The sequence below is a fragment of the Acanthopleuribacter pedis genome, from assembly GCF_017377855.1.
In the GTDB taxonomy this organism is placed as follows: domain Bacteria; phylum Acidobacteriota; class Holophagae; order Acanthopleuribacterales; family Acanthopleuribacteraceae; genus Acanthopleuribacter; species Acanthopleuribacter pedis.
On sequence record NZ_JAFREP010000023.1, the window covers coordinates 60,927 to 79,711 of the forward strand.

The 18,785-nt window shown below is 55.4% G+C and carries 13 protein-coding genes; 10 read left to right on the top strand and 3 right to left on the bottom strand.

Annotated features, from left to right (window positions below; all coding sequences use genetic code 11):
• Nucleotides 1-1,544 precede the first annotated feature (1,544 nt).
• The 3 genes from J3U88_RS22530 to J3U88_RS22540 are packed head-to-tail and all read left to right on the top strand — an operon-like array spanning nt 1,545 to nt 4,822.
• Nucleotides 1,545-2,969: an HlyD family secretion protein gene (locus J3U88_RS22530; RefSeq protein ID WP_207861246.1), complete on the top strand. Its 1,425-nt coding sequence runs from the start codon at nt 1,545-1,547 to the stop codon at nt 2,967-2,969.
• A gap of 6 nt (nt 2,970-2,975) precedes the next feature.
• The gene (locus J3U88_RS22535) at nt 2,976-3,656 is read left to right on the top strand and encodes an ABC transporter ATP-binding protein (protein ID WP_207861247.1); all 681 of its coding nucleotides are present in this window, start codon (nt 2,976-2,978) and stop codon (nt 3,654-3,656) included.
• Entirely contained in the window at nt 3,653-4,822 is a 1,170-nt protein-coding gene (locus J3U88_RS22540; protein ID WP_207861248.1) for an FtsX-like permease family protein, read from the top strand. The genes J3U88_RS22535 and J3U88_RS22540 overlap by 4 nt, the downstream gene beginning before the upstream one ends.
• 44 nt (nt 4,823-4,866) lie before the next feature.
• Here J3U88_RS22540 and gdhA read toward each other — a convergent pair whose 3' ends face one another.
• Nucleotides 4,867-6,228 carry an NADP-specific glutamate dehydrogenase gene (gdhA, locus tag J3U88_RS22545; protein WP_207861249.1) on the bottom strand — a complete coding sequence of 454 codons (1,362 nt, stop codon included), beginning with the start codon at nt 6,226-6,228 and terminating at the stop codon, nt 4,867-4,869.
• Between the two features lie 545 nt (nt 6,229-6,773).
• Between gdhA and ctlX the strand changes: the two genes are divergently transcribed.
• A complete protein-coding gene (ctlX, locus tag J3U88_RS22550) occupies nt 6,774-7,751 on the top strand; it encodes a citrulline utilization hydrolase CtlX (protein ID WP_207861250.1) in 978 nt (325 codons plus the stop codon).
• A gap of 375 nt (nt 7,752-8,126) precedes the next feature.
• Here the strand turns inward: ctlX and J3U88_RS22555 are convergent, their stop codons facing one another.
• Nucleotides 8,127-8,873 carry a hypothetical protein gene (locus tag J3U88_RS22555; RefSeq protein WP_207861251.1) on the bottom strand — a complete coding sequence of 249 codons (747 nt, stop codon included), beginning with the start codon at nt 8,871-8,873 and terminating at the stop codon, nt 8,127-8,129.
• A 274-nt stretch (nt 8,874-9,147) separates the two neighbouring features.
• Here J3U88_RS22555 and J3U88_RS22560 point away from each other — a divergent pair, with 274 nt between their 5' ends.
• The 6 genes from J3U88_RS22560 (at nt 9,148) to J3U88_RS22585 (ending at nt 16,187) form a co-directional block, all read left to right on the top strand.
• Nucleotides 9,148-10,392 carry an AAA family ATPase gene (locus J3U88_RS22560; RefSeq protein ID WP_207861252.1) on the top strand — a complete coding sequence of 415 codons (1,245 nt, stop codon included), beginning with the start codon at nt 9,148-9,150 and terminating at the stop codon, nt 10,390-10,392.
• Complete coding sequence (locus J3U88_RS22565) at nt 10,382-10,987, top strand: RloB family protein (protein WP_207861253.1); 606 nt, start codon at nt 10,382-10,384, stop codon at nt 10,985-10,987. The genes J3U88_RS22560 and J3U88_RS22565 overlap by 11 nt, the downstream gene beginning before the upstream one ends.
• Nucleotides 10,988-11,146: 159 nt before the next feature.
• Nucleotides 11,147-11,692: a SixA phosphatase family protein gene (locus J3U88_RS22570; RefSeq protein WP_207861254.1), complete on the top strand. Its 546-nt coding sequence runs from the start codon at nt 11,147-11,149 to the stop codon at nt 11,690-11,692.
• Nucleotides 11,693-11,768: 76 nt separating this feature from the next.
• Nucleotides 11,769-14,000 carry a polyphosphate kinase 1 gene (gene ppk1, locus J3U88_RS22575; protein WP_207861255.1) on the top strand — a complete coding sequence of 744 codons (2,232 nt, stop codon included), beginning with the start codon at nt 11,769-11,771 and terminating at the stop codon, nt 13,998-14,000.
• Between the two features lie 42 nt (nt 14,001-14,042).
• Complete coding sequence (locus tag J3U88_RS22580) at nt 14,043-15,536, top strand: Ppx/GppA phosphatase family protein (RefSeq protein ID WP_207861256.1); 1,494 nt, start codon at nt 14,043-14,045, stop codon at nt 15,534-15,536.
• A 318-nt stretch (nt 15,537-15,854) separates the two neighbouring features.
• A complete protein-coding gene (locus J3U88_RS22585) occupies nt 15,855-16,187 on the top strand; it encodes a phage holin family protein (protein WP_207861257.1) in 333 nt (110 codons plus the stop codon).
• An 18-nt stretch (nt 16,188-16,205) separates the two neighbouring features.
• Here J3U88_RS22585 and J3U88_RS22590 read toward each other — a convergent pair whose 3' ends face one another.
• Nucleotides 16,206-18,443 (bottom strand): TonB-dependent receptor, encoded by a 2,238-nt coding sequence (locus tag J3U88_RS22590; RefSeq protein WP_207861258.1) that lies wholly within the window; start codon nt 18,441-18,443, stop codon nt 16,206-16,208.
• Nucleotides 18,444-18,785: the final 342 nt, after the last annotated feature.

An 18,785-nucleotide genomic window follows, 5' to 3' on the forward strand; every position in this document is an offset into this window, starting at 1 on the left:
AGTGCCGATTCAAGACACCAATCAGGCGTCAGAAAACAGCCTTACATGCACAGAGAAACGAAATACCATTTTTAGGATAAAGAACTGACTTACGTAACCCGATACTTACAGAGCACGAACCATCTATAACTCATAACTTTCAGGTTAAATCGGAACAAGTCAGGCAGGATTATAACAAGCCTTGGTAAACGGAAAAATACTTTTTCACCTTGCTCAACCAAACCGAACACAATAACTTCGATTAATTACTTCAACCATCCGACTCACGAATTTCTCAAATTTCCACACACAAAAACCAGAGTTATCACTATAGATTCACCTATCTAAATCTAGTTAGAAAAAAACAAAAGAAACCGACCCAAACCATGAACACCTTCTTAGGTCGCCGCATCTTTCACCCGCGGCCCCCACACGCAAAAACGCGGGGAAGCGCCTTGGACCCGTCCTTGTTCGGAACCGATCACACAAGCGTTCCCCGCCTTTCGCGCCGCGGCGATGTATATCGTCTCAGCAGGTGCTTCGTAGCAGCGATCAAAACGCCACAGGCAGCGGTCTAGTCAATCGTACCATTCCCAGGCTCCCCACTCGAAACGCCGGCTCGCCTCCGCACGGCAGCTTTGCAAAGGCGTTTGCTGTCCGAAAGCGTGGGGGGTCAAGGCAGGATTAATGCCGATGGAAACTTGGGCGGCGGCCACACGGGACAGTTCCGAAAACTGCGTGGTGACCAAAACAAGGAACCAACGATTTTTCAAAGCATTTTTCTCGCCTAGAATGATTTTTCGCAATTACAAGCAATATTCAACGCGGCAGTAGCAACGTTCGAAGGCATCCATCCACGCCCCCGTGCCACGTTCAGCAACGCGGTCAGCCTCGGCAACACAAGGGTGTTGGCCCATTACAGCCTGGGATACGCCGAACGCAAGCGTGATAAACACAATCGTGGATACAACAACTCTCTTGAACATCATTTCTCTCCTAATTTGTTGTTAAGAAAACACACAAAACGAGTATAACCACGAAGTGACAGCATGAAAACATAGAATTTTCCGAAAATCACAAATTCAACACTAGATAACCAGAATCAAGCAACAAGCCGCCTCGCGCACAGAGTGCAGCATCCTCTTTCCCGTAACTTTGCATTTTTACCCAACATAGAACCTTACATTGCCCCTTCTTTAAACCTAAAGAAGCGCGATAAGAGCGTGGGATTTTCGCTAAAGATCTGGAGCGAAATGGCTTGGTAAAAGCGGGCCGGGGTCGCGCACGCCCGCACCCACTGGGTGCGGTGAGCATTTTTACAGGCCGTTGCAGCCCAGAGGTTTAGCGAGAATCACCGCGTCAGCACTTCTTAGGTTAAAAGCCTAAGCTCACAGACCTGCACCCTCAGCACGCCCCGAATCCACCCGTCTGGGGCGCCTGCCCTCCCCGCTTCGGCTGGTTTTTCCCGCCGACTTGTGTTAGTTGTTAGCTCCAGTAATTAGCCATCGCACCCGCGCCGCTATTTTAGAATCCATCGCGCGGGTCGCACCCAGCCGGGAACCTCTATGACGCGCCAATCCCCTTTCCGTTATTTACAAAGCCTGCCGTGGCCCGCAATCCTGCTGTTGAGCTTGCTCCATTGCACCTCGCCCGAGGTCGCGGAGACCAAACCCGATTACGCGGCGCCGCGGTTTCACCCCAACTACGAGGTGCGCATTCCGCTGACTGGTCGCCTGCAAGCCCAAGACGCGACGGTTTACTCCTCCAACATCCCGGCCAAAACCATGAAAATCACCTGGCTGGTCGAAGAAGGACGCGTGGTGAACGCCGGCGAGCCGCTGATCCATTTCGACGACAGCGAACTCACCCAGGAAAAACGCGACCTGCAACTCCAGCACAACAACCTAATCCAGGAACGGGCGAAACTGGGTGAGGAATACGCGCTGGAACAACTCAATTTCCAGGAAGCACTGCAACAGGCCGAATATGATCGCCGCCAAATCGCCAAAAAATTAGAAACCTTTGTTAAATTTAGCGGCCCCTCCAAGCTCAAGCAGCTCGAACAAGAACGCCACCTCCACGAGCTCAAGGTACGCCGCCTCGACAATGAAACAACCGATCTCGAACTGCTGGCCAAGCGCGGTTACATCACCACCTTCGAACTGGACACCCACCGCGAAAACCTGCTCAAGGCAAAATACGAGCTGGAGAAAGCGGCGTTTAAGCATCGCACCTACCAAAAACACGGTATGAACGACGAGCGAATCGCCCTTGAGGCCGAGGACCAGTTGGCGGCGAACAAGCTGGAACAACTCCAAACCCGGCTGACCCTACTGAAGGACCAGCAGGCGCAACGGCTGGCCCGCATCGACCAACGACTGGCGCAACTGGCCGGCGACATCAGCCTGCGCGAAACCTACCTGGACCAATGCACGGTGGTCAGCAGCCACGCGGGCATGGTGATCTACCGGAAATCCTTTCGCGAGGGCAAGGAAGTCAAACCCTCGGTCGGTTTTGGCTTCCGGCGCGCCCAACCGATTCTCAACGTGCAAAATACCGAGCAACTTTTTGTGGCCACACGCATTAACGAGTTTTTGCTCAACCAGGTCAAACAAGGCATGGCGGTTGAGCTGGTCGCCGACGCCCGTCAGGGTCGCCCCTTTCAAGGGCGGGTGGCTTTTATCGGCTTGCTGGCCGAGCGGCGCGGCGACGACAGCGAAAAAGCGTTTGACATGAACATCGAGGTACTCGACGCTCCCGCCGATTTGCGGCCGGGGATGAGTGTGCGCTGTGCCGTGATAACCAATCGGTTCGAAGACATTTGGACGCTGCCGCGAACGGGGCTTACCGAACGCAACAACCAAACCAACTGCCGCGTGTTGCGCAACGGCGAAACGATTTGGTTGCCGGTCACGGTGCTCGACTACGATCAGCAGCAGGCCATTCTCAACGGCGATTTTAATGCCGACGACCGCGTCAGTCTTTTTTAGGCGGCCATGGAACAAACACCGTTAATCCAAATGCAGGGGCTTCGTTTTGCCTACGGCCCGGTTTCCGTGCTGGCCGATCTCGGGCTGACGCTGGGCCATGGCGAGCGCATCGCCATTATGGGCCGCTCCGGCGCGGGAAAAAGCACGCTGCTCCATATATTGGCCTTGCTCCAATCATTTAACGAGGGCCGCTTCCTGTTCGACGGCGAAGCGGTGGACACACTGGAACGCGGCAGAAAAGAAGAGGTGCGTGCCCGCCACATCGGCATGGTGTTTCAAGCGCACTATCTGATCCCCTACCTCACGGTGGAAGAGAACGTGGTGCTCGCCTGCGAGCTGGCGGGTGTCCCCGCCGACCCCAACCAGGTGACCCATCTGCTGGCATGCGTGGGCCTGACGGAACGGGGCAAACACCGGCCGACCCAACTTTCGGGCGGCGAACAGCAACGCGCGGGGCTGGTGCGTGCCCTCGCCAAACAACCGCTCTTGCTCCTGGCTGACGAACCGACGGGTAACCTCGATGTGGAAACAGGCGGCCGCGTGCTTGACCTGATGCTTGATCCGGCAATTTATGCGGGCGCGGTGATCGCGGTAACCCACCAACCGGAGGTTGCCAACCGTTTCGACCGAGTCCTGGCCCTCCGCGACGGTCGCCTGCAATATCAGACGTGGGAGCAACCCAGGTGAGCGGCGGACACCTGCGCCACGCCCGGCGTTATTTGGCGCGACACCTAGGGCAAACCCTGTTATCGGGATTGGGCATCGCCTTCAGTTTGCTGCTGTTAACCCTGACCCAAGCCTCGCAACGGGGAACCTTCGAGGCGGTCCTGCGCGAGTTCGAGGGATTGGGCCAAAACTCGGCGCTGCTGTACATGCACGAAAACGAGCGCCTGCCGCCGCGTTTTTTCGAAGGATTGGGGCGCCTGAGCGACAACCACCAGTGGCGCACCCTGCCGATTTTCGAAAGCGCGCTCGGTGCCAACGCGGTAGGCCAACCGGTTCAAGCGCGCGTATTGTTCACCGATCCCGACTTCACGGCGGTGTTTCAACCCAAATTGGCGGCGGGCGACCCCTTGCGCGAGGAAGACCAGCACGTCAACCGCGCGGTGATCGGCAGCACCCTCGCGGAACAGCTCGGCATCAGCCTGGCCACACCCCACGTGAAACTCGGCGGGGAATGGTATCAGGTGCGCGGCATCAGCAACGGTCTTCAGGCGGGCGGCAGCCAAATCCATCAGTTCCTCAACATTCGCGAGGCGGCCCTGGTGGTGCGTCCCTTGGACAGCCTGCTGCACGGGAATCGACCGCTGAAATTCGTGTTGATTCGCACGGCGAACCGCGAGCAATTAGCCGACGTCGGCCGCCGCTTCACACACTTTTTGGCGGAAAGCGGGCTGGATCACCTGCGTTACGATCTGCGCCTCCCCCTCAAACAAAACCAACTCACGGCCCGTTCGCAAGCGTTGCTGGCAGCCCACGGCGGCCTGGTCGGCGCGGTCTGCCTGCTGCTGAGTTGTCTGGGCATTCTGATCAGCTACCAACTTCAGTTGCGTTATCGGCGGGAGGAATTCGGCACCCTCATCGCCCTGGGCGCCTCACCGGCGTTCATCGGCAAAAACCTGTTCGCCGAGGTGTTGTTGCTGGTGGCGGGCAGTGGTTTCGCCGGAATGGCAACGGGCATCGCGGCCTGTATCCCCGTCGCCTGGGTATGGGTCACCCCGATGAGCCCACACCCCGCCGATTGGGCGACCTCAGTGGGTTTGTTGGCGCTGGTGGCGTTGGCCACGGCACTGCCGCCGGCGCTTTTGGCCAGGCGCTTTGACCCGATAGAACTCATGCGGCTGCACCGCTGACCCGCATTTCCCTTCACCGGGAAATGCGGGCGAATGAAACGCGGTTAAACCAAACCCTGGCTCATCATGGCCTGGGCGACTTTTTCGAAGCCGGCGATGTTGGCGCCTTTGACGTAGTCGACGGAACCATCGGTTGAACCGTGTTCCACGCACTTCTGGTGAATGTCGCGCATGATAGCGGTGAGTTTTTGGTCCACCTCTTCACGCGTCCATTGCAGGCCCAGCTTGTTTTGGCTCATTTCGAGGCCGGACGTGGCCACGCCGCCCGCGTTGGAAGCTTTGCCAGGCGCGTACAAAAGTTCCGCCCCCTGAAACAAGCCGATGGCGGCGTGGGTACAGGGCATGTTGGCGCCTTCAAAAATCCCTTTACAACCGTTTTCGATCAACGCCCGCGCATCGTCCTCGTCGATCTCGTTTTGGGTGGCGGAGGGGTAAGCGTAATCGCAGGCAATCCCCCAAGGTTTTTGCCCCTCATGAAAACTTGCGCCAAATTCATCGGCGTATTCCTTAATTCGGCCGCGTCGCTCGTTTTTAAGAGCCATGATGAAGGCCAAACGCGCTTTGTCGATGCCCTCGGGATCGTGAACAAAACCGGAGGAATCGGAGACGGTAACGACCTTGGCCCCGAGTTCGTTGAGTTTTTCGATGGTGTATTGGGCCACGTTCCCCGAACCGGAAACACTGCACACGGCGCCCTCCAAGGAACGGTCGACATGCTGGATGGCTTCCCGCGAAAAATACACATTGCCGTAGCCGGTCGCCTCGGGACGAATCAAACTGCCGCCGTACTGCAAGCTTTTGCCGGTTAAAACCCCGGTAAAGTGACCGCGAATACGCTTGTACTGACCGAACAGGTAGCCGATTTCCCGCGCCCCCACGCCGATATCACCGGCGGGAACGTCGGTAACGAAACCGATGTGTTTGCACAACTCGGTCATAAAGCTTTGGCAGAAACGCATGACCTCAGCGTCGGATTTGCCCTTGGGATCGAAGTCGGCGCCACCTTTGCCGGCCCCCAGCGGCAAGGTCGTCAAACTGTTTTTGAAGATCTGCTCAAACGCCAAAAACTTCAGCACGCTGAGGTTAACAGTTGGGTGAAAACGCAAACCGCCTTTGTAAGGTCCGATGGCGTTGTTGATTTGGACACGGTAACCGCGATTGACCTGAAAGACGCCCTGATCATCCATCCACGGGACCCGGAACATAAAGACCCGATCCGGCTCGGTCAAGCGTTCGAGGATTTTCGCCTCGGCGTAACCCTTTTCAGGATGCGCCGCGATGTACGGAACGACAACTTCCGCGACCTCGCTAACGGCTTGGGTAAACTCGGGTTCACCCGGGTTACGCGCGGTGAACCATTCCATAAATGAAGCCAAGGCACTGTCTGCTTGCGATGATGCAGCCATTATTCCCCCTAAACCCACATTGTCCACAAGAGATGCTGCTATGAAACGAAAACCGTTGCGATTCCTTCACTTATTCGGTCAAAGGTCCACGACGTAGCACTGCTACGCCCACGCTTGCGCTTTGTCATACTTTTCGTCATCTCAACGGTTACAGCTTTTCGCAACGAATCCTTGTGAGCGCCGCGGGCTAATGATGTGATTGTGAAATCAAAAGACACCTCCTGATCGCGACAGCGGCCCCCCCGAAAAAAACATCTCGGCATCCGCGCACGACCGCGAAGGTAGCCGGAAAACAACGCCACGGCCTGTTTCATTCCCGGGCGCATCTTCACCGGCACCTCATTCTAACACTGGAACGGGCGGGAAAACCGTCGCAAAAAAGGCACCGCAACCCCGAACCAAACCATTACTTTACAAATACTTACATCCTTTTTATTTTTTTTGTTTTTCTTCCTTGAAGCTTGTGATAGCTTTATGTCTCAAGGTCTGAAAAAGTCTATTCAGGTTCAGTAAGCCTTGAAATTCACATTTCAGGATTTCGTGAGATGGTTGGAGTGCCTCTTAACACAGCACGACTCGCCGATACCATCCTCATGGTTCGGCCCTTTGATTTTGATTTCAACGAAGAAACCGGCAGAGACAACGAGTTCCAAAACCGTCCACTCGCCGATTTAAACAATGTCAACGCCCAAGCAATGAACGAGTTTGAAAACATGGTCATTCGTTTGCGCGCTGAAGGAATTCGCGTGTTGGTGCTCGAAAAAAGCGCCAATTCTTGGATAAAAACCCCGGACGCCGTTTTTCCCAACAACTGGTTTTCCACCGAACACGACGGTACCATCGTGGCTTACCCCATGCTGGCCGAAAACCGCCGTGCCGAACGTCGCTTTGAAGACGTGGAACAGTTGCTGGAAGACAACGGGTTTTATATACGCAACTTGATCAATGTGGGCCGTTTCACCGAGAAAAAGTACATCTTGGAAGGAACGGGCAGCATGGTGATCGATCACAGCAACGAGGTGGTATACGCGGCCGAGTCGCAACGCTGCCATCCACTTCAGTTTAATAACTTCATCAACCTGCGCCGCTATCGCGAAGGTGTACTGTTTAAAACCGCCAGCAGCAACGGCCTGCCGGTTTACCACACCAACGTCATGATGAGTATCGGCGACGGTTTCGCGGTCATTTGCAGCGAATGCATTGTTGACCCGAGCGAACGCGGACGGGTTGTCGACAAACTGGCGGAAAACCATGAAATCATTGATATCAGCATGTTTCAAATGGAGCGCCACTTCTGCGGCAACATCCTACAGGTCCGCAATCCCCTCAACCAGAACCTGATTGTCATGAGCCAAAACGCGTACAACGGTTTTACCGATTTACAAAAAGCGCGGCTCGAGGCTTACGGCAAATTGGTTCCGGTCAAAATCGACACCATTGAAACCGTCGGCGGCGGCAGCGCCCGTTGCATGATGGCCGAAATCTTCTCACCCAACGTGGGTGAACAACAGATCGCTTCTTAACCCTTCCAACCCGAAACCTGGATGACGTGGCCGGCAGTCGTTACTGCCAAATGGAAAAAACCCTGCCCGGTTTTCTTGATTTCCCACGGGATAACTTGATCACGGCAGACCACCATCCGATCAGCACCAAGCTTAGATTCCATCGATATCTTTTGTTTGGTCCATCGCTCCAGAAGCGATGAGGTTCCCACAACTTTAGCGTCCCACCACCAAGGTTCTTCCCAGGAACCACGGCAGTGGTGCCGTCAGTCGTCGGTCAAACCTCTGATCCGCCGCGAAGTCCCAAACCCACAAAGAGACCCCCATGTTCGTTCCCAGTAGGCGGCGATTCCGGTCCAGGCCGGAATCGCTGCTTCTATTGAATTTGGGAATAAATTACATCGCTTGAACGGGCGCCGGATCGGTGAACACCGCATCGGCCAGTTGATCGTGAACTTTGATATCGGCCAAGCTGTACTTGCCGCGATTACCGGAAAGCTGAATGGTTCCGTGCTGAGCCCAGTCATCCCAAGGCGTTTTGAAACGCGGCTCGGCAGCATCGGCAGTCGGGAAAAAGTCCCATTGGCGGATCAAGTTATCGTCTTTGCCGATGTAGACCTTGTATTTGTTTTGCGGGGTCACGCCCACGGATTCGAAGGTCATCGCAATCACGTCGGCATCCTGACCGGCCTCGGTTTTGCCCTCCCCTTCGTAAGCCAGGGTCACACCGGGGTCACGCAATTTGTAGGGCATCACCAACCAATAGGAATCATTAATCCACCATTCGTACCCTTTTTGCAGGTATTCCTTTTGCTTGGCTTCGTCGGTCACCTTCTCGCCATTTTCAAAGATCTCACCCTCTTTGGTGTTGACGTTCATCAGAACCAGCATGTTGTTTTTCAGATCTTCAATGCGCACCCGACCGGTCCATTTATCCCAATAATGCTGTCGTGAACCGAAAAAGTTCCAACTCAAGAAGCGGGTATTGTTGTAGTTCTCGGCCCCACCCATCGCGGCCATTGTTTTGGCGGCCAAGGCTGCCGACTTCTCGTCCGCGTTGCCTTGGGGACCCGCCGCGAAAAGCGGCAGCACGCCCAGCAGAAGCGCAAGGGCAACCATTTTTTTTCCAGAAAGATACAACATAATCAACGTTCCTCCGAGGTAGTTCTGAAGCAGATGCTATTTTGACGAAGAACATCCTAACACCGATCCATCGAAACCCCGAAAAAGCTGGACGCGGGTTAGGCGGGCGCCGAACAGTCCCAAAAGTTGGACCCATCTAAATCAAGTTTTTCTCGTAAAGTCGACACCTTAAAACAAAATACGTAGATCTCCCTAATAAAACGTGATTTTTTCTCGCTTCAACTTGACTTACTCAACAAAAAGCATAGATTCCACTGCATCCCCGGAGGTGCACATGCTGTTGGAATTTATGGTCAAAAATTTTCTCTCCTTTGAAGATGCGGCCTCCTTGAACATGGCCGGTTACGGCGAACGCATTCACCCCCACCACATGGTAAAAGGCAAAGGCGGCAATGACGTCAACCTGCTGCGCGGCGCGTTAATTTACGGGGCTAACGCTTCCGGCAAAAGCAACCTGGTCAAAGCTCTGGCTTTTGTTAAAGATTTTGTCACCCGCGGCCGGGAAAAATCAGAACCCATCGGCTACACACCTTATAAATTCTCCCATCCCGACACCTGGACCCGCTTTGAAATCGCCGTCAAAACCAAGGGCAACATTTACCGCTACGAAATCACCCTGCTCCACGGCCGCGTTCTGATTGAAACCTTATCGCGCTCCGGTGCGCACACCGAACGCCTTATCTACAAAAGAACCACCAATGAAGAAGGCATCGCCGAGCTGGAATTAGGCTCGCGGTTCGCCAAACTCACCAAAAAAGAAAAGCAATTCATTACCTTCGTCGCGCGCGGCACCCGACCCAACGTGTTGTTCCTCACCGAATCCGTGGAGCGCAACGTCAAAGTCTTTGATTTCATGGTGGATTGGTTCACCGATTCGCTGCTCATCGTCACCCCCAACGACAAACCTACCAACCTCGGCGCCCAACTGGTGGCAAACCCCGATTTAGCGCGTTTCGTCAACAAATTCATCGGCGCGGCCGACACCGGCATCTCCCGGCTTAACGTGGAACCTGTTCCGGGAACAGACCCCGGCCAACATCCCGGCGAAACAAGGTATCACCTAACCACCCAGCATCGCTCCCAACTCGGCCACACGGAACACACCTTCGAACTGGATGAAGAATCGGACGGAACCAAACGCCTTATTGATTTACTACCCGCTTATTACAAACTCACCACCACCCCCGAGTTGGTGGTGGTCATCGACGAGATGGGCCGCAACCTTCACCCGGAACTCATCGCGTATTTATGCGAGTGGTATTTTGACATCAACCCCAATCCGGTCTCTCAACTGATTTTCACCACCCATCACCCCTCACTTATGGACCTATCACGCTTACGCCGTGGTGAAATCTGGTTTTGCGAAAAAGCCCCCGACGGGGCCACCGAACTCTACTCCCTGCTTGAATTTGGCAACACCCGCTACGATAAAGATGTGCAGACCGCGTACCGTCAAGGCCGCTACGGGGCCGTCCCACGACCAGCCCAAGTGGTTGACTGGGGCAAAGATGTCGTCTAAATACCGGCGTAAGAAAGGCATTCGCACTTTGCGAAAAACCATTGTGATCGCCGTGGAAGGGCAAAAGGACGAGGTCCAATACTTCGAAGCACTACGCGCCCATCTCAATCACCATTGCAAGCTGGTCATCGCCCGCGCTCAAGAACGCCACGACCCCTCTCCTATGGGCACCTTTCGGCGCCTGCACGCGGAGGTTCACAAAAACCGTCGCTACCATCCCGGCCACGATCAGTTCTGGATGGTTGTCGACCGGGATCGCTACCACCGCCAAGGAAGCCTGCAGCAGGCCGTGACCCACTGCATTGAAGCGGGTTACCAAATGGCGGTCAGTAACCCCAGTTTCGATTTATGGTTGGTTTTTCACTTTGAAAACCCGACCCGGGCAATGCCGAAAAGCATCAAAAAGTACCGCAAACACCTAATGGACCAAGCCCAGATCCATGATTTCTCCGGCTTGATGCAACGGCTGAATACAGCCATGGCCCACGCGCGTGCCACGGACAACGGTCGTGATCCGTGGCCGCAACAGCCGGGCTCCCACGTGTATAAACTGGTGGAAAGCTTGGTGGTCAACCCCAAAAGCATGCCGGCTTAACCCGGGTACCTTCCGTCTCCATGCGACAATCGCAACCCCGCATCCCCCAGCCTGCTCCCTGCTGGAGACTTCCCCAAAGCGCGCCAAAGTGCTATGATTAGTCGAATCGAAACACATCCACAACCACCAGCTAACCAACAAGTTTTAATAAAGTTGCCCATGCCACACCAGCTTTTCTTACTGCGCCACGGAAAATCTTCTTGGAAGGATCCAACGCTCGACGATTATGATCGTCCGCTCAAAAAACGCGGTCGCCGCGATGCGACACACATGGGTTGGTACCTGCGCGACCAAGCACTGCGACCCGATCAGATTCTCTCGTCCACCGCCAATCGGGCACGCGGCACGACGGAACGCCTGTGCCGCGCCATGAATTTTGATCTAAGCAGCGTGATTTTCCAAAAAAACCTGTACTTTGCCGACCAACACACCCTCATCCAAACCCTGCGAGGGATACCCAATTCCGTCCAGCGCGCGATGCTTGTCGGGCATAACCCCGACTTGGAAGAATTAGCGCACGAATTAAGCGCGGCCCCCCTCACCATTCCCGAGGACGGTAAATTGATCCCCACCGCCACCCTGGTTCATTTCGAACTTACAACCGACTGGGCCGCTCTGGCTCCCGGAACCACCAAACTGGTTTCCATTACGCGCCCCCACGGCCTGGTCGCCGTTTACGACCAGGCGACGACCGATACACCCTGAGCACGCGGTCGCCCACAATCCCAACGCCCTTTGTCCATTTGATTTCGTGTTATTTCATTGCATTTTAGGAGGCCCCATGTCGGAAGAACAGACCATCAACGTGAGCAGCAAAACCAGCCCCGGCGGCGGTCGGCTCGCCAACCCCACCGAAGAGCCGACACACACCTGGGACCTCAACGCACCCGAGCTCTATCTCAACCGTGAGCTAACCTGGCTCAATTTCAACCTGCGTGTTTTGGCCCAAGCCCGCGATAACCGCGTCCCCCTTTTGGAGCGCGCTAAGTTCATCGCCATCACCTGTTCCAACCTCGATGAATTTTTTATGAAGCGCATCGGCGGCCTCAAACAACAGATCGGTGCCGGCATCACCGACCTCTCGGTCGACGGCCGCAACCCACAGCAACAAATCGAGGCCTGCCACGAAATCATCCGCAAACTGGAAAGAGACAAAAACGCGTTATTTGAACAAACCATGGCGGAACTGGCCGAAAACGGCATCGAACTGCTGACCTGGGATCAATTCACCGCGGAAGAGCAGTACTACCTGCGCACCTACTTCCAGTCGAACATCTACCCCTTGGTTACCCCGCAAGGAATTGATCCGGCACACCCCTTCCCTTTTATTTCCAACCTGTCCCTCAACCTGCTGGTCACGCTGCGTCATCCGGGCGCGGGCGACATGCAACCGGCCCTGGCACGCGTCAAGGTGCCGGTCGGCGCCGATGTCCCGCGCTTCCTCTCAATTCCGGGTACGTACCGCTACGCCCGCCTGGAAGACGTCATGTCCCACAACCTCGATCTGCTTTTCCCAAAAATGGAGATCATCGATTGTTGTCAGTTCCGGGTAACCCGCAACGCAGTCACCGAGTTGGACGAGGAACAGGCCGACGATCTATTGGCCATGATTGAAACCGAATTGCGCTACCGCCGCTTCGCATCCATTGTGCGGCTCCAGGTTGAACCCTCGATAAGCAAAAATGATCGCGGCATGCTGGCCGCCGAGCTGGGGCTGGACGAAGAATCGGATGTTTTTGAGGTCGGCGGTATGATGGGTAAAACCGACTTCTTCGAAATTGCCATGCTGGATTTGCCTCACTTACGCGATCCCAAACACCATCCGGTCGATCACCCACGCCTGCGGGAAAAATCCAACTTCTTCCACAATCTGCGCCGCAACGGTCCCATTTTGCTGTACCACCCCTACGAATCATTCAGTTCCTCGGTTGAGCGCTTTTTGGAAGAAGCCAGCAACGACCCCAAGGTACGCGCGATTAAGATGACCCTCTACCGCACCAGTAAAGATTCCAAGGTCATTCACTCACTGGTCAACGCCGCGCTGAACGGGAAACAGGTCGCGGTGGTTGTGGAACTGAAGGCTCGGTTCGATGAAGCAGCGAACATCCGCTGGGCCAACCGTCTGGAGGAAGCGGGCATTCACGTAACCTATGGTGTGGTTGGCTTCAAAACCCATTGCAAAACGATTTTGGTCGTTCGTCGCGATTACGACGGCATCCGCCGCTACGCCCACATCGGCACGGGGAACTACCACGGCGGGACGGCGCGACTTTATACAGACTTTGGTTTGTTCACTTGCGATCCCGAGATCGGCCAAGACCTCACCGAGTTCTTTAACTACCTCAGTACCGGCTTCACGCCAAAACGCCAGTACCGCAAATTGGTGGTTGCCCCGAGCGACATGAAGCGCAAAATCATCAACAAAATCAACGGGGAAATCGAACACCAACGCCAGGGGCGCCAAGGGCATATTCGTTTTAAAATGAACGCCTTAGAAGACTCAGACGTGGCGCGCGCACTCTACAAAGCCGGCCAAGCCGGTGTCAAAGTCGACCTCATCGTGCGCGATACCTGCCGTTTGCGTCCCGGTATTCCGGGCCTAAGCGAAAGCGTCACCGTCATTAGCATTGTCGGCCGTTTTCTCGAACACGCCCGTCTTTATTATTTCGGCAACGGCGGCGAGCCTGAGTTCTACATCGGCAGTGCCGACATCATGAAACGCAATCTGGAAAGCCGCGTCGAGGTGGTGGTGCCCATTGAGGATCCCATTCTTCAGAAAGATCTAACCCGCCTGCTCGACATCCAACTGGAGGATCGCTACAGTACTTGGGAAATGCAATCGGACGGAACCTACGAGCAGCGTCAACCGTCCAACGCGGCCGAAGAAAAAGGTTGTCAGCAACGGATTATCGAAATCGCGGAGAAACGCGAGGCGGCTCTGGGCAAAATCAAACGCGTCAAAACCAAAGCCAAATCAAAAAAAGTTCACTGGAGCGCGTTCCTTAACCGATAAAGGATAAAATCCAACAAATTTCCTAAACACCGAGACATTTTCATGCCTAACTCTATGACCATTGCCACCGTTGACCTGGGCTCAAACAGCTTCCATCTCGCCATAGCCCGCGTACGCCAGGACGGCCGAGTCAAGGTGATTGACACCCTCAAGGAGCCGGTACGCCTGCGCATGGGCCTCGACGAGGACGGCAGCATTTCCGAGGCCGCCCAGACTCGCGCGCTGGAATGCTTGGCGCGATTCGAGCAGCGTCTGCGCGGGGTAGACCCCGACCACATCCGCGCGGTGGGAACCAATACACTGCGCTCCTCCAAAAACAGTTACGCCTTTTTGGAGAAAATCAGCCAAACCCTAAAGGTACCGATCGATATCATCGGCGGTCGCGAAGAGGCCCGCCTTATCTACAAAGGCGTGGCCCAGCACCTGCCTCGGTCTCGCAAACGCAATTTCGTGGTGGATATCGGTGGCGGCTCCACGGAATTTGTGATCGGTACCAACAACGAGCCGGACGTCATGGAAAGTCGCGAACTGGGATGCGTTACCTTCAGCATGAAATACTTTCCCGACGGAAACATTACCCGTCGTGGCTTTAACCGAGCCATGGTCCATGTGGGCAGGGAACTCCAGCGCTACCACGCCACCTTCAGTGGGGAAAATTGGGAGCGCGCGGTAGGTGCCAGCGGCACCATTAAAGCCATCGGCAACGTGATCGCGGCCATGACCAACGGCGACAACATCATCACCCTCGAGGCGTTGGACGCCATCCGTGACCGACTCTTCGAGGCAAAAAAAATGAGCAACGGCCTATTTGCCGGTTTGCGCGAGGACCGCGTCCCCGTTTTTCCCGGCGGGTTTTCTATCCTTTACGGGATCTTTCACGAACTCTCGATTCCCAAAATGTTGGTCTCCCAACAAAGCCTACGCGACGGGGTCATCTACGAAATGGTGGGCCGCGAGCAGGACCACGACATCCGCGTCGCCTCGGTCAAAGCCATGGCGGGTTTCTACGGGGTCGACCCCGTCCAATCGGAACGCGTCCGCAACCTAGCCCTACAACTGTTCCCCCAGGTTTCCCACGCCTTGCTACACCGGCGCGACATGGCCCGAAAAATCCTCGGCTGGGCGGCGGATCTTCACGAAATCGGCTTAGCCCTCGCCCATTCCGGTTACCACAAGCACGGCGGTTATTTGCTACTCAACACGGACATGGACGGCTTTTCCAAAATTGAGCAAGGCCTGCTCAGCTTCCTGGTGGTCAACCACCGAAAACGCCTCAAAACAGACAACCTTCCCTACGAGAACGTGTTCGATTGGCCGCTGGTTTTTGTGTTCCGCTTGGCCTTTTTGTTTTGCCGGGATCGCAGTGATCGGCCCTTGCCGAACATTGAAATTGACTGGGAAGAACGCAACATTTACCTTTCGGTTTCACCCGACTGGCTCGCCGACCATCCCTTGACCCGACACGATTTAGAACTGGAACAAGGCTATTGGCAGCGCGAAAACTTCGCATTACACCTCAATAAAGAGGTACCTTGATCCAAGCTTTTCCAATTGCCTGATGGAATTGGTGCCGAGCTAAATGCCGATGGCTTGTGATTCCGACGCCTTGAGCCCGCATTTCTCGCGGTTACCGTACCCTTTCGCCGGCGGGGGCTCGCATCCATGTTGTTCCCCCGCGCCCAAAAGGTCGAGGGTTTGGGGCAAACGTCCCTTTTTTTACTTGACCCACGCCGGTCGCAACAGCTTGGATGGAACCATTCCATGTTTTGCAACGGCTCCTAGCCCCCATTGCTCACCAGAAGAAGTGGGCGCCGTCGCCGTTAACCCATTTCCATACTCTCGGAGGACTTAGCCTTGGACCTTATTGTGCGAACCCTGGTCATGAGTGGCGTTATCTTCGGCGTTTCATCGGTCATGCCCGGCATCAAAATTAAGAACTTCCTGACCGCCGTCAAAGTAGCCGTTGTCTATAGCCTAATCCACCTCTTGCTGTTCAAGGTGCTGGTTATCCTAACGTTGCCCCTGTCCTTTCTCACCCTGGGTTTGTTTACCCTGGTGATTCAGGCCGGTTTGCTATGGCTCACGGACCAGATCATCGAGGATTTTGAGATCGACAACTTCGGAACCACCTTCCTTGCCGCCCTGGTAATTAGCGTGCTGAACTGGGTCCTGTTTAAGCTGATTTAACATCGACGGGATCCTGCATCAGCGCCAACTCGCTTGAAGCCCCAACATCAACCGACGGCCCGGCTCGTACACACCCGAGCCGTGGCTTTTGTAAAGCTTGTCCGTCAGGTTTTCGAACCCTGCTTTCACGTCGAGGAACTCATTAAACCGGTAATTGCCGCGCAAGTGGAACACACCGTAACCCGGGGTGCCCCCCTCGGGAATGCGGTTATCGCTGATGTCACCACTGGAAAGCCGGTCCTGACGGTCCGCCCAACTAAAGACACCGCTCAGGTTCCACTGACCGGCACGATAGCGCCACGACAGGTTCCCCCGCAGTGGCGGGATGCGCCGCATGGGTTCGTCGTTTTCGGTATTGGTCCCCTTGGTCCAAGCCGCGTCGGCACGCCAACCGTGGCGCAACCCTACTTGACCTTGAATTTGCAACGAAGCACCGTTTACCTCGGCCTCACCAACGTTGTCAATCACAAACACCTGTTCGCCGTTATAGGTGTCGCGCCCCTGCCAGGTCCCGGGAACCTTGTCCATCAGGTCCTCGTATCGGGCGTGGTAAACTCCGGCCTCAACCGTGGCCCGCGCCAAACGGAAGCGCAGGTTGAGCTCATAATTCCACAAACGCTCCGGTTCTAAATCCGGGTTGGGTGCATCAAAGCCCTGATTGCTGGCGCCCAGCGCCAAACTATCTTCCAAACTGGGCGCGCGAAATCCTTGGCTCACGCCCAGGTTTAAAACGTATCGGTCGTTGCGCATCGCCCAGGTCGCGGTCGGCGTCAGTTCGCTGTTTTTTTGACGTACGTTTCCAATCGGTTCCGCCAAACTTCCCTCTAATTCGACCCAGGTATGCCGTAAACCCAGGCGCAACCAGTGATTGCCAAAAAGGTTGCTTTCGTTGGTCACGAACAAACCAAGCGTTTGAAAAGCCGAGCCGTCGGGGAACTTGGAGCCCGCCACCACGGTTGTATCGGTGGTGAGATCGGTTAGCAGACCGGCTGATTCGACACCGTCGTCGGCAAAGTCAAAGCCGTATACCCATTGGCTTCGTTGCCCCACCTTGGTGAAGCTGCCGTTGAACTGAAGGGTTTCGGTGCGGTCCTGCTCCAATTCCAATTCGTCGGGCGAACGGCTGGAAATACGGCGGCGACCTTCATCCTGCTGCATCAGGCCCAATCCGATATCGAGATGGTCCATCAGGAGCGAGGGGGTACTGGATTCAAAACGAACCCCGTGTAGCCGAAATTCTTGAGGGTGGTATTCCCACAGCAGATCACGGCCGGAGATGACCCGATCCGTGCGCGGCACATTATCACCGCGCGAAACGCTGTTGATGATTCGGACCCGTTGGTTTTCATTTAGTTTATAGGTGATATTGAGGGAGCCGTCCCAGGCGTCGTAACCGGTGGGAACCTGCGCGCCGATGGGATCGGGCGCTTCGAGGTCTTCGTATTGATTTAAGCTAAAGTGGCCGGCAAAAGCGAGATTACCGAAGGCCGCATGGCCGTGCAAACGGTGGGTGGTGCTTTCGTCGGCGGAACTAATTTGACCGTGATAGTGAAGCGCGTCACCCTTTTGCTCGGCGGGATCGTTGGTACGCAAGTGGACGGTACCACCCAAGCCGTCTGAACCGTATTGCACCCCACTGGGACCGCCCAAAACTTCAAATTGCTCTAAATTGGCGCCGGGAATCGAGTTGAGGTACTGGTTTAAACCCAGGCGAAAGGTGGCGTTGTTGAGCCGAAAACCATCGACCATCAGGAGCACACGATTGCCGGACATCCCGCGAAGAATCGGCGAGCCGCCGCCGAGGTTGGTTTTCTGCAACAGAACCTCGGCTTCTTCCTTAAGCCAATCCGAGGTTTGCGCGGTGACCCGCTCGGGGTGATCCTTGGGCTGGATAACCGAAACCTCGCCGGCCACGTCCCAGGTCGATTGGGCGGTGCGTCCCGCGCTCACAACTTGATGGACGTTTAAGCCGCGCCCGTCGACAAAAATCACAATCGATTCGCCCGCACCGTAGGTCGACCAAGCGCCGACAAACATGGTTTGCCGTGCGCCGTCCACCACCTCAAAGGCGGCACTACGCTCGGGAATCACCAATTGGAGCGAACCATCCCGGTTAAATTGAAAGTCGGCGTCGGTATCACAAATGAGCTGCCAACCCGTGAAATCGTCGACACGATCACTCCGCAAATGAACCGCGACCGGCTCCGTGGGAAGCGACCCCATCAACCAAACCGACAAAAGTAACCAGGAAACCATTAAGCACTCCGCTTTGACCGAATTCCAACGCTGAGGCGAGGGATGGGTACTGAAATATACGCTTAACCATGTCGCTCGCCCCATGCCCACGCTTCAGATGGACATCAAAAACGATTCGTTATCCGCGCCAAAGGGGGCGTCGACGCATATTCTCGGTACTCTAGCAGTTCCAAGTGATCGAAACAAAAAATCCAGGTGCGCCCCTTCACAAAAGGCAAAAAGTGAACATCGGCCCACTGTCCCCCGAACAGGACAGCCCCCGGGCCAAACCACCGGTCATCCTTCAATACGCATGCCGCGAACCCCACCTAGCCCGCATTTCTCACAAGGAATTCTGCTACG

Coding starts and splice junctions, on each gene's coding strand:
- J3U88_RS22530 (WP_207861246.1), top strand. CDS start 1,545: ATGACGCGCCAATCCCCTTTCCGTTATTTACAAAGCCTGCCGTGGCCC.
- J3U88_RS22535 (WP_207861247.1), top strand. CDS start 2,976: ATGGAACAAACACCGTTAATCCAAATGCAGGGGCTTCGTTTTGCCTAC.
- gdhA (WP_207861249.1), bottom strand. CDS start 6,228: ATGGCTGCATCATCGCAAGCAGACAGTGCCTTGGCTTCATTTATGGAA.
- ctlX (WP_207861250.1), top strand. CDS start 6,774: ATGGTTGGAGTGCCTCTTAACACAGCACGACTCGCCGATACCATCCTC.
- J3U88_RS22555 (WP_207861251.1), bottom strand. CDS start 8,873: ATGTTGTATCTTTCTGGAAAAAAAATGGTTGCCCTTGCGCTTCTGCTG.
- J3U88_RS22560 (WP_207861252.1), top strand. CDS start 9,148: ATGCTGTTGGAATTTATGGTCAAAAATTTTCTCTCCTTTGAAGATGCG.
- J3U88_RS22565 (WP_207861253.1), top strand. CDS start 10,382: ATGTCGTCTAAATACCGGCGTAAGAAAGGCATTCGCACTTTGCGAAAA.
- J3U88_RS22570 (WP_207861254.1), top strand. CDS start 11,147: ATGCCACACCAGCTTTTCTTACTGCGCCACGGAAAATCTTCTTGGAAG.
- ppk1 (WP_207861255.1), top strand. CDS start 11,769: ATGTCGGAAGAACAGACCATCAACGTGAGCAGCAAAACCAGCCCCGGC.
- J3U88_RS22580 (WP_207861256.1), top strand. CDS start 14,043: ATGCCTAACTCTATGACCATTGCCACCGTTGACCTGGGCTCAAACAGC.
- J3U88_RS22590 (WP_207861258.1), bottom strand. CDS start 18,443: ATGGTTTCCTGGTTACTTTTGTCGGTTTGGTTGATGGGGTCGCTTCCC.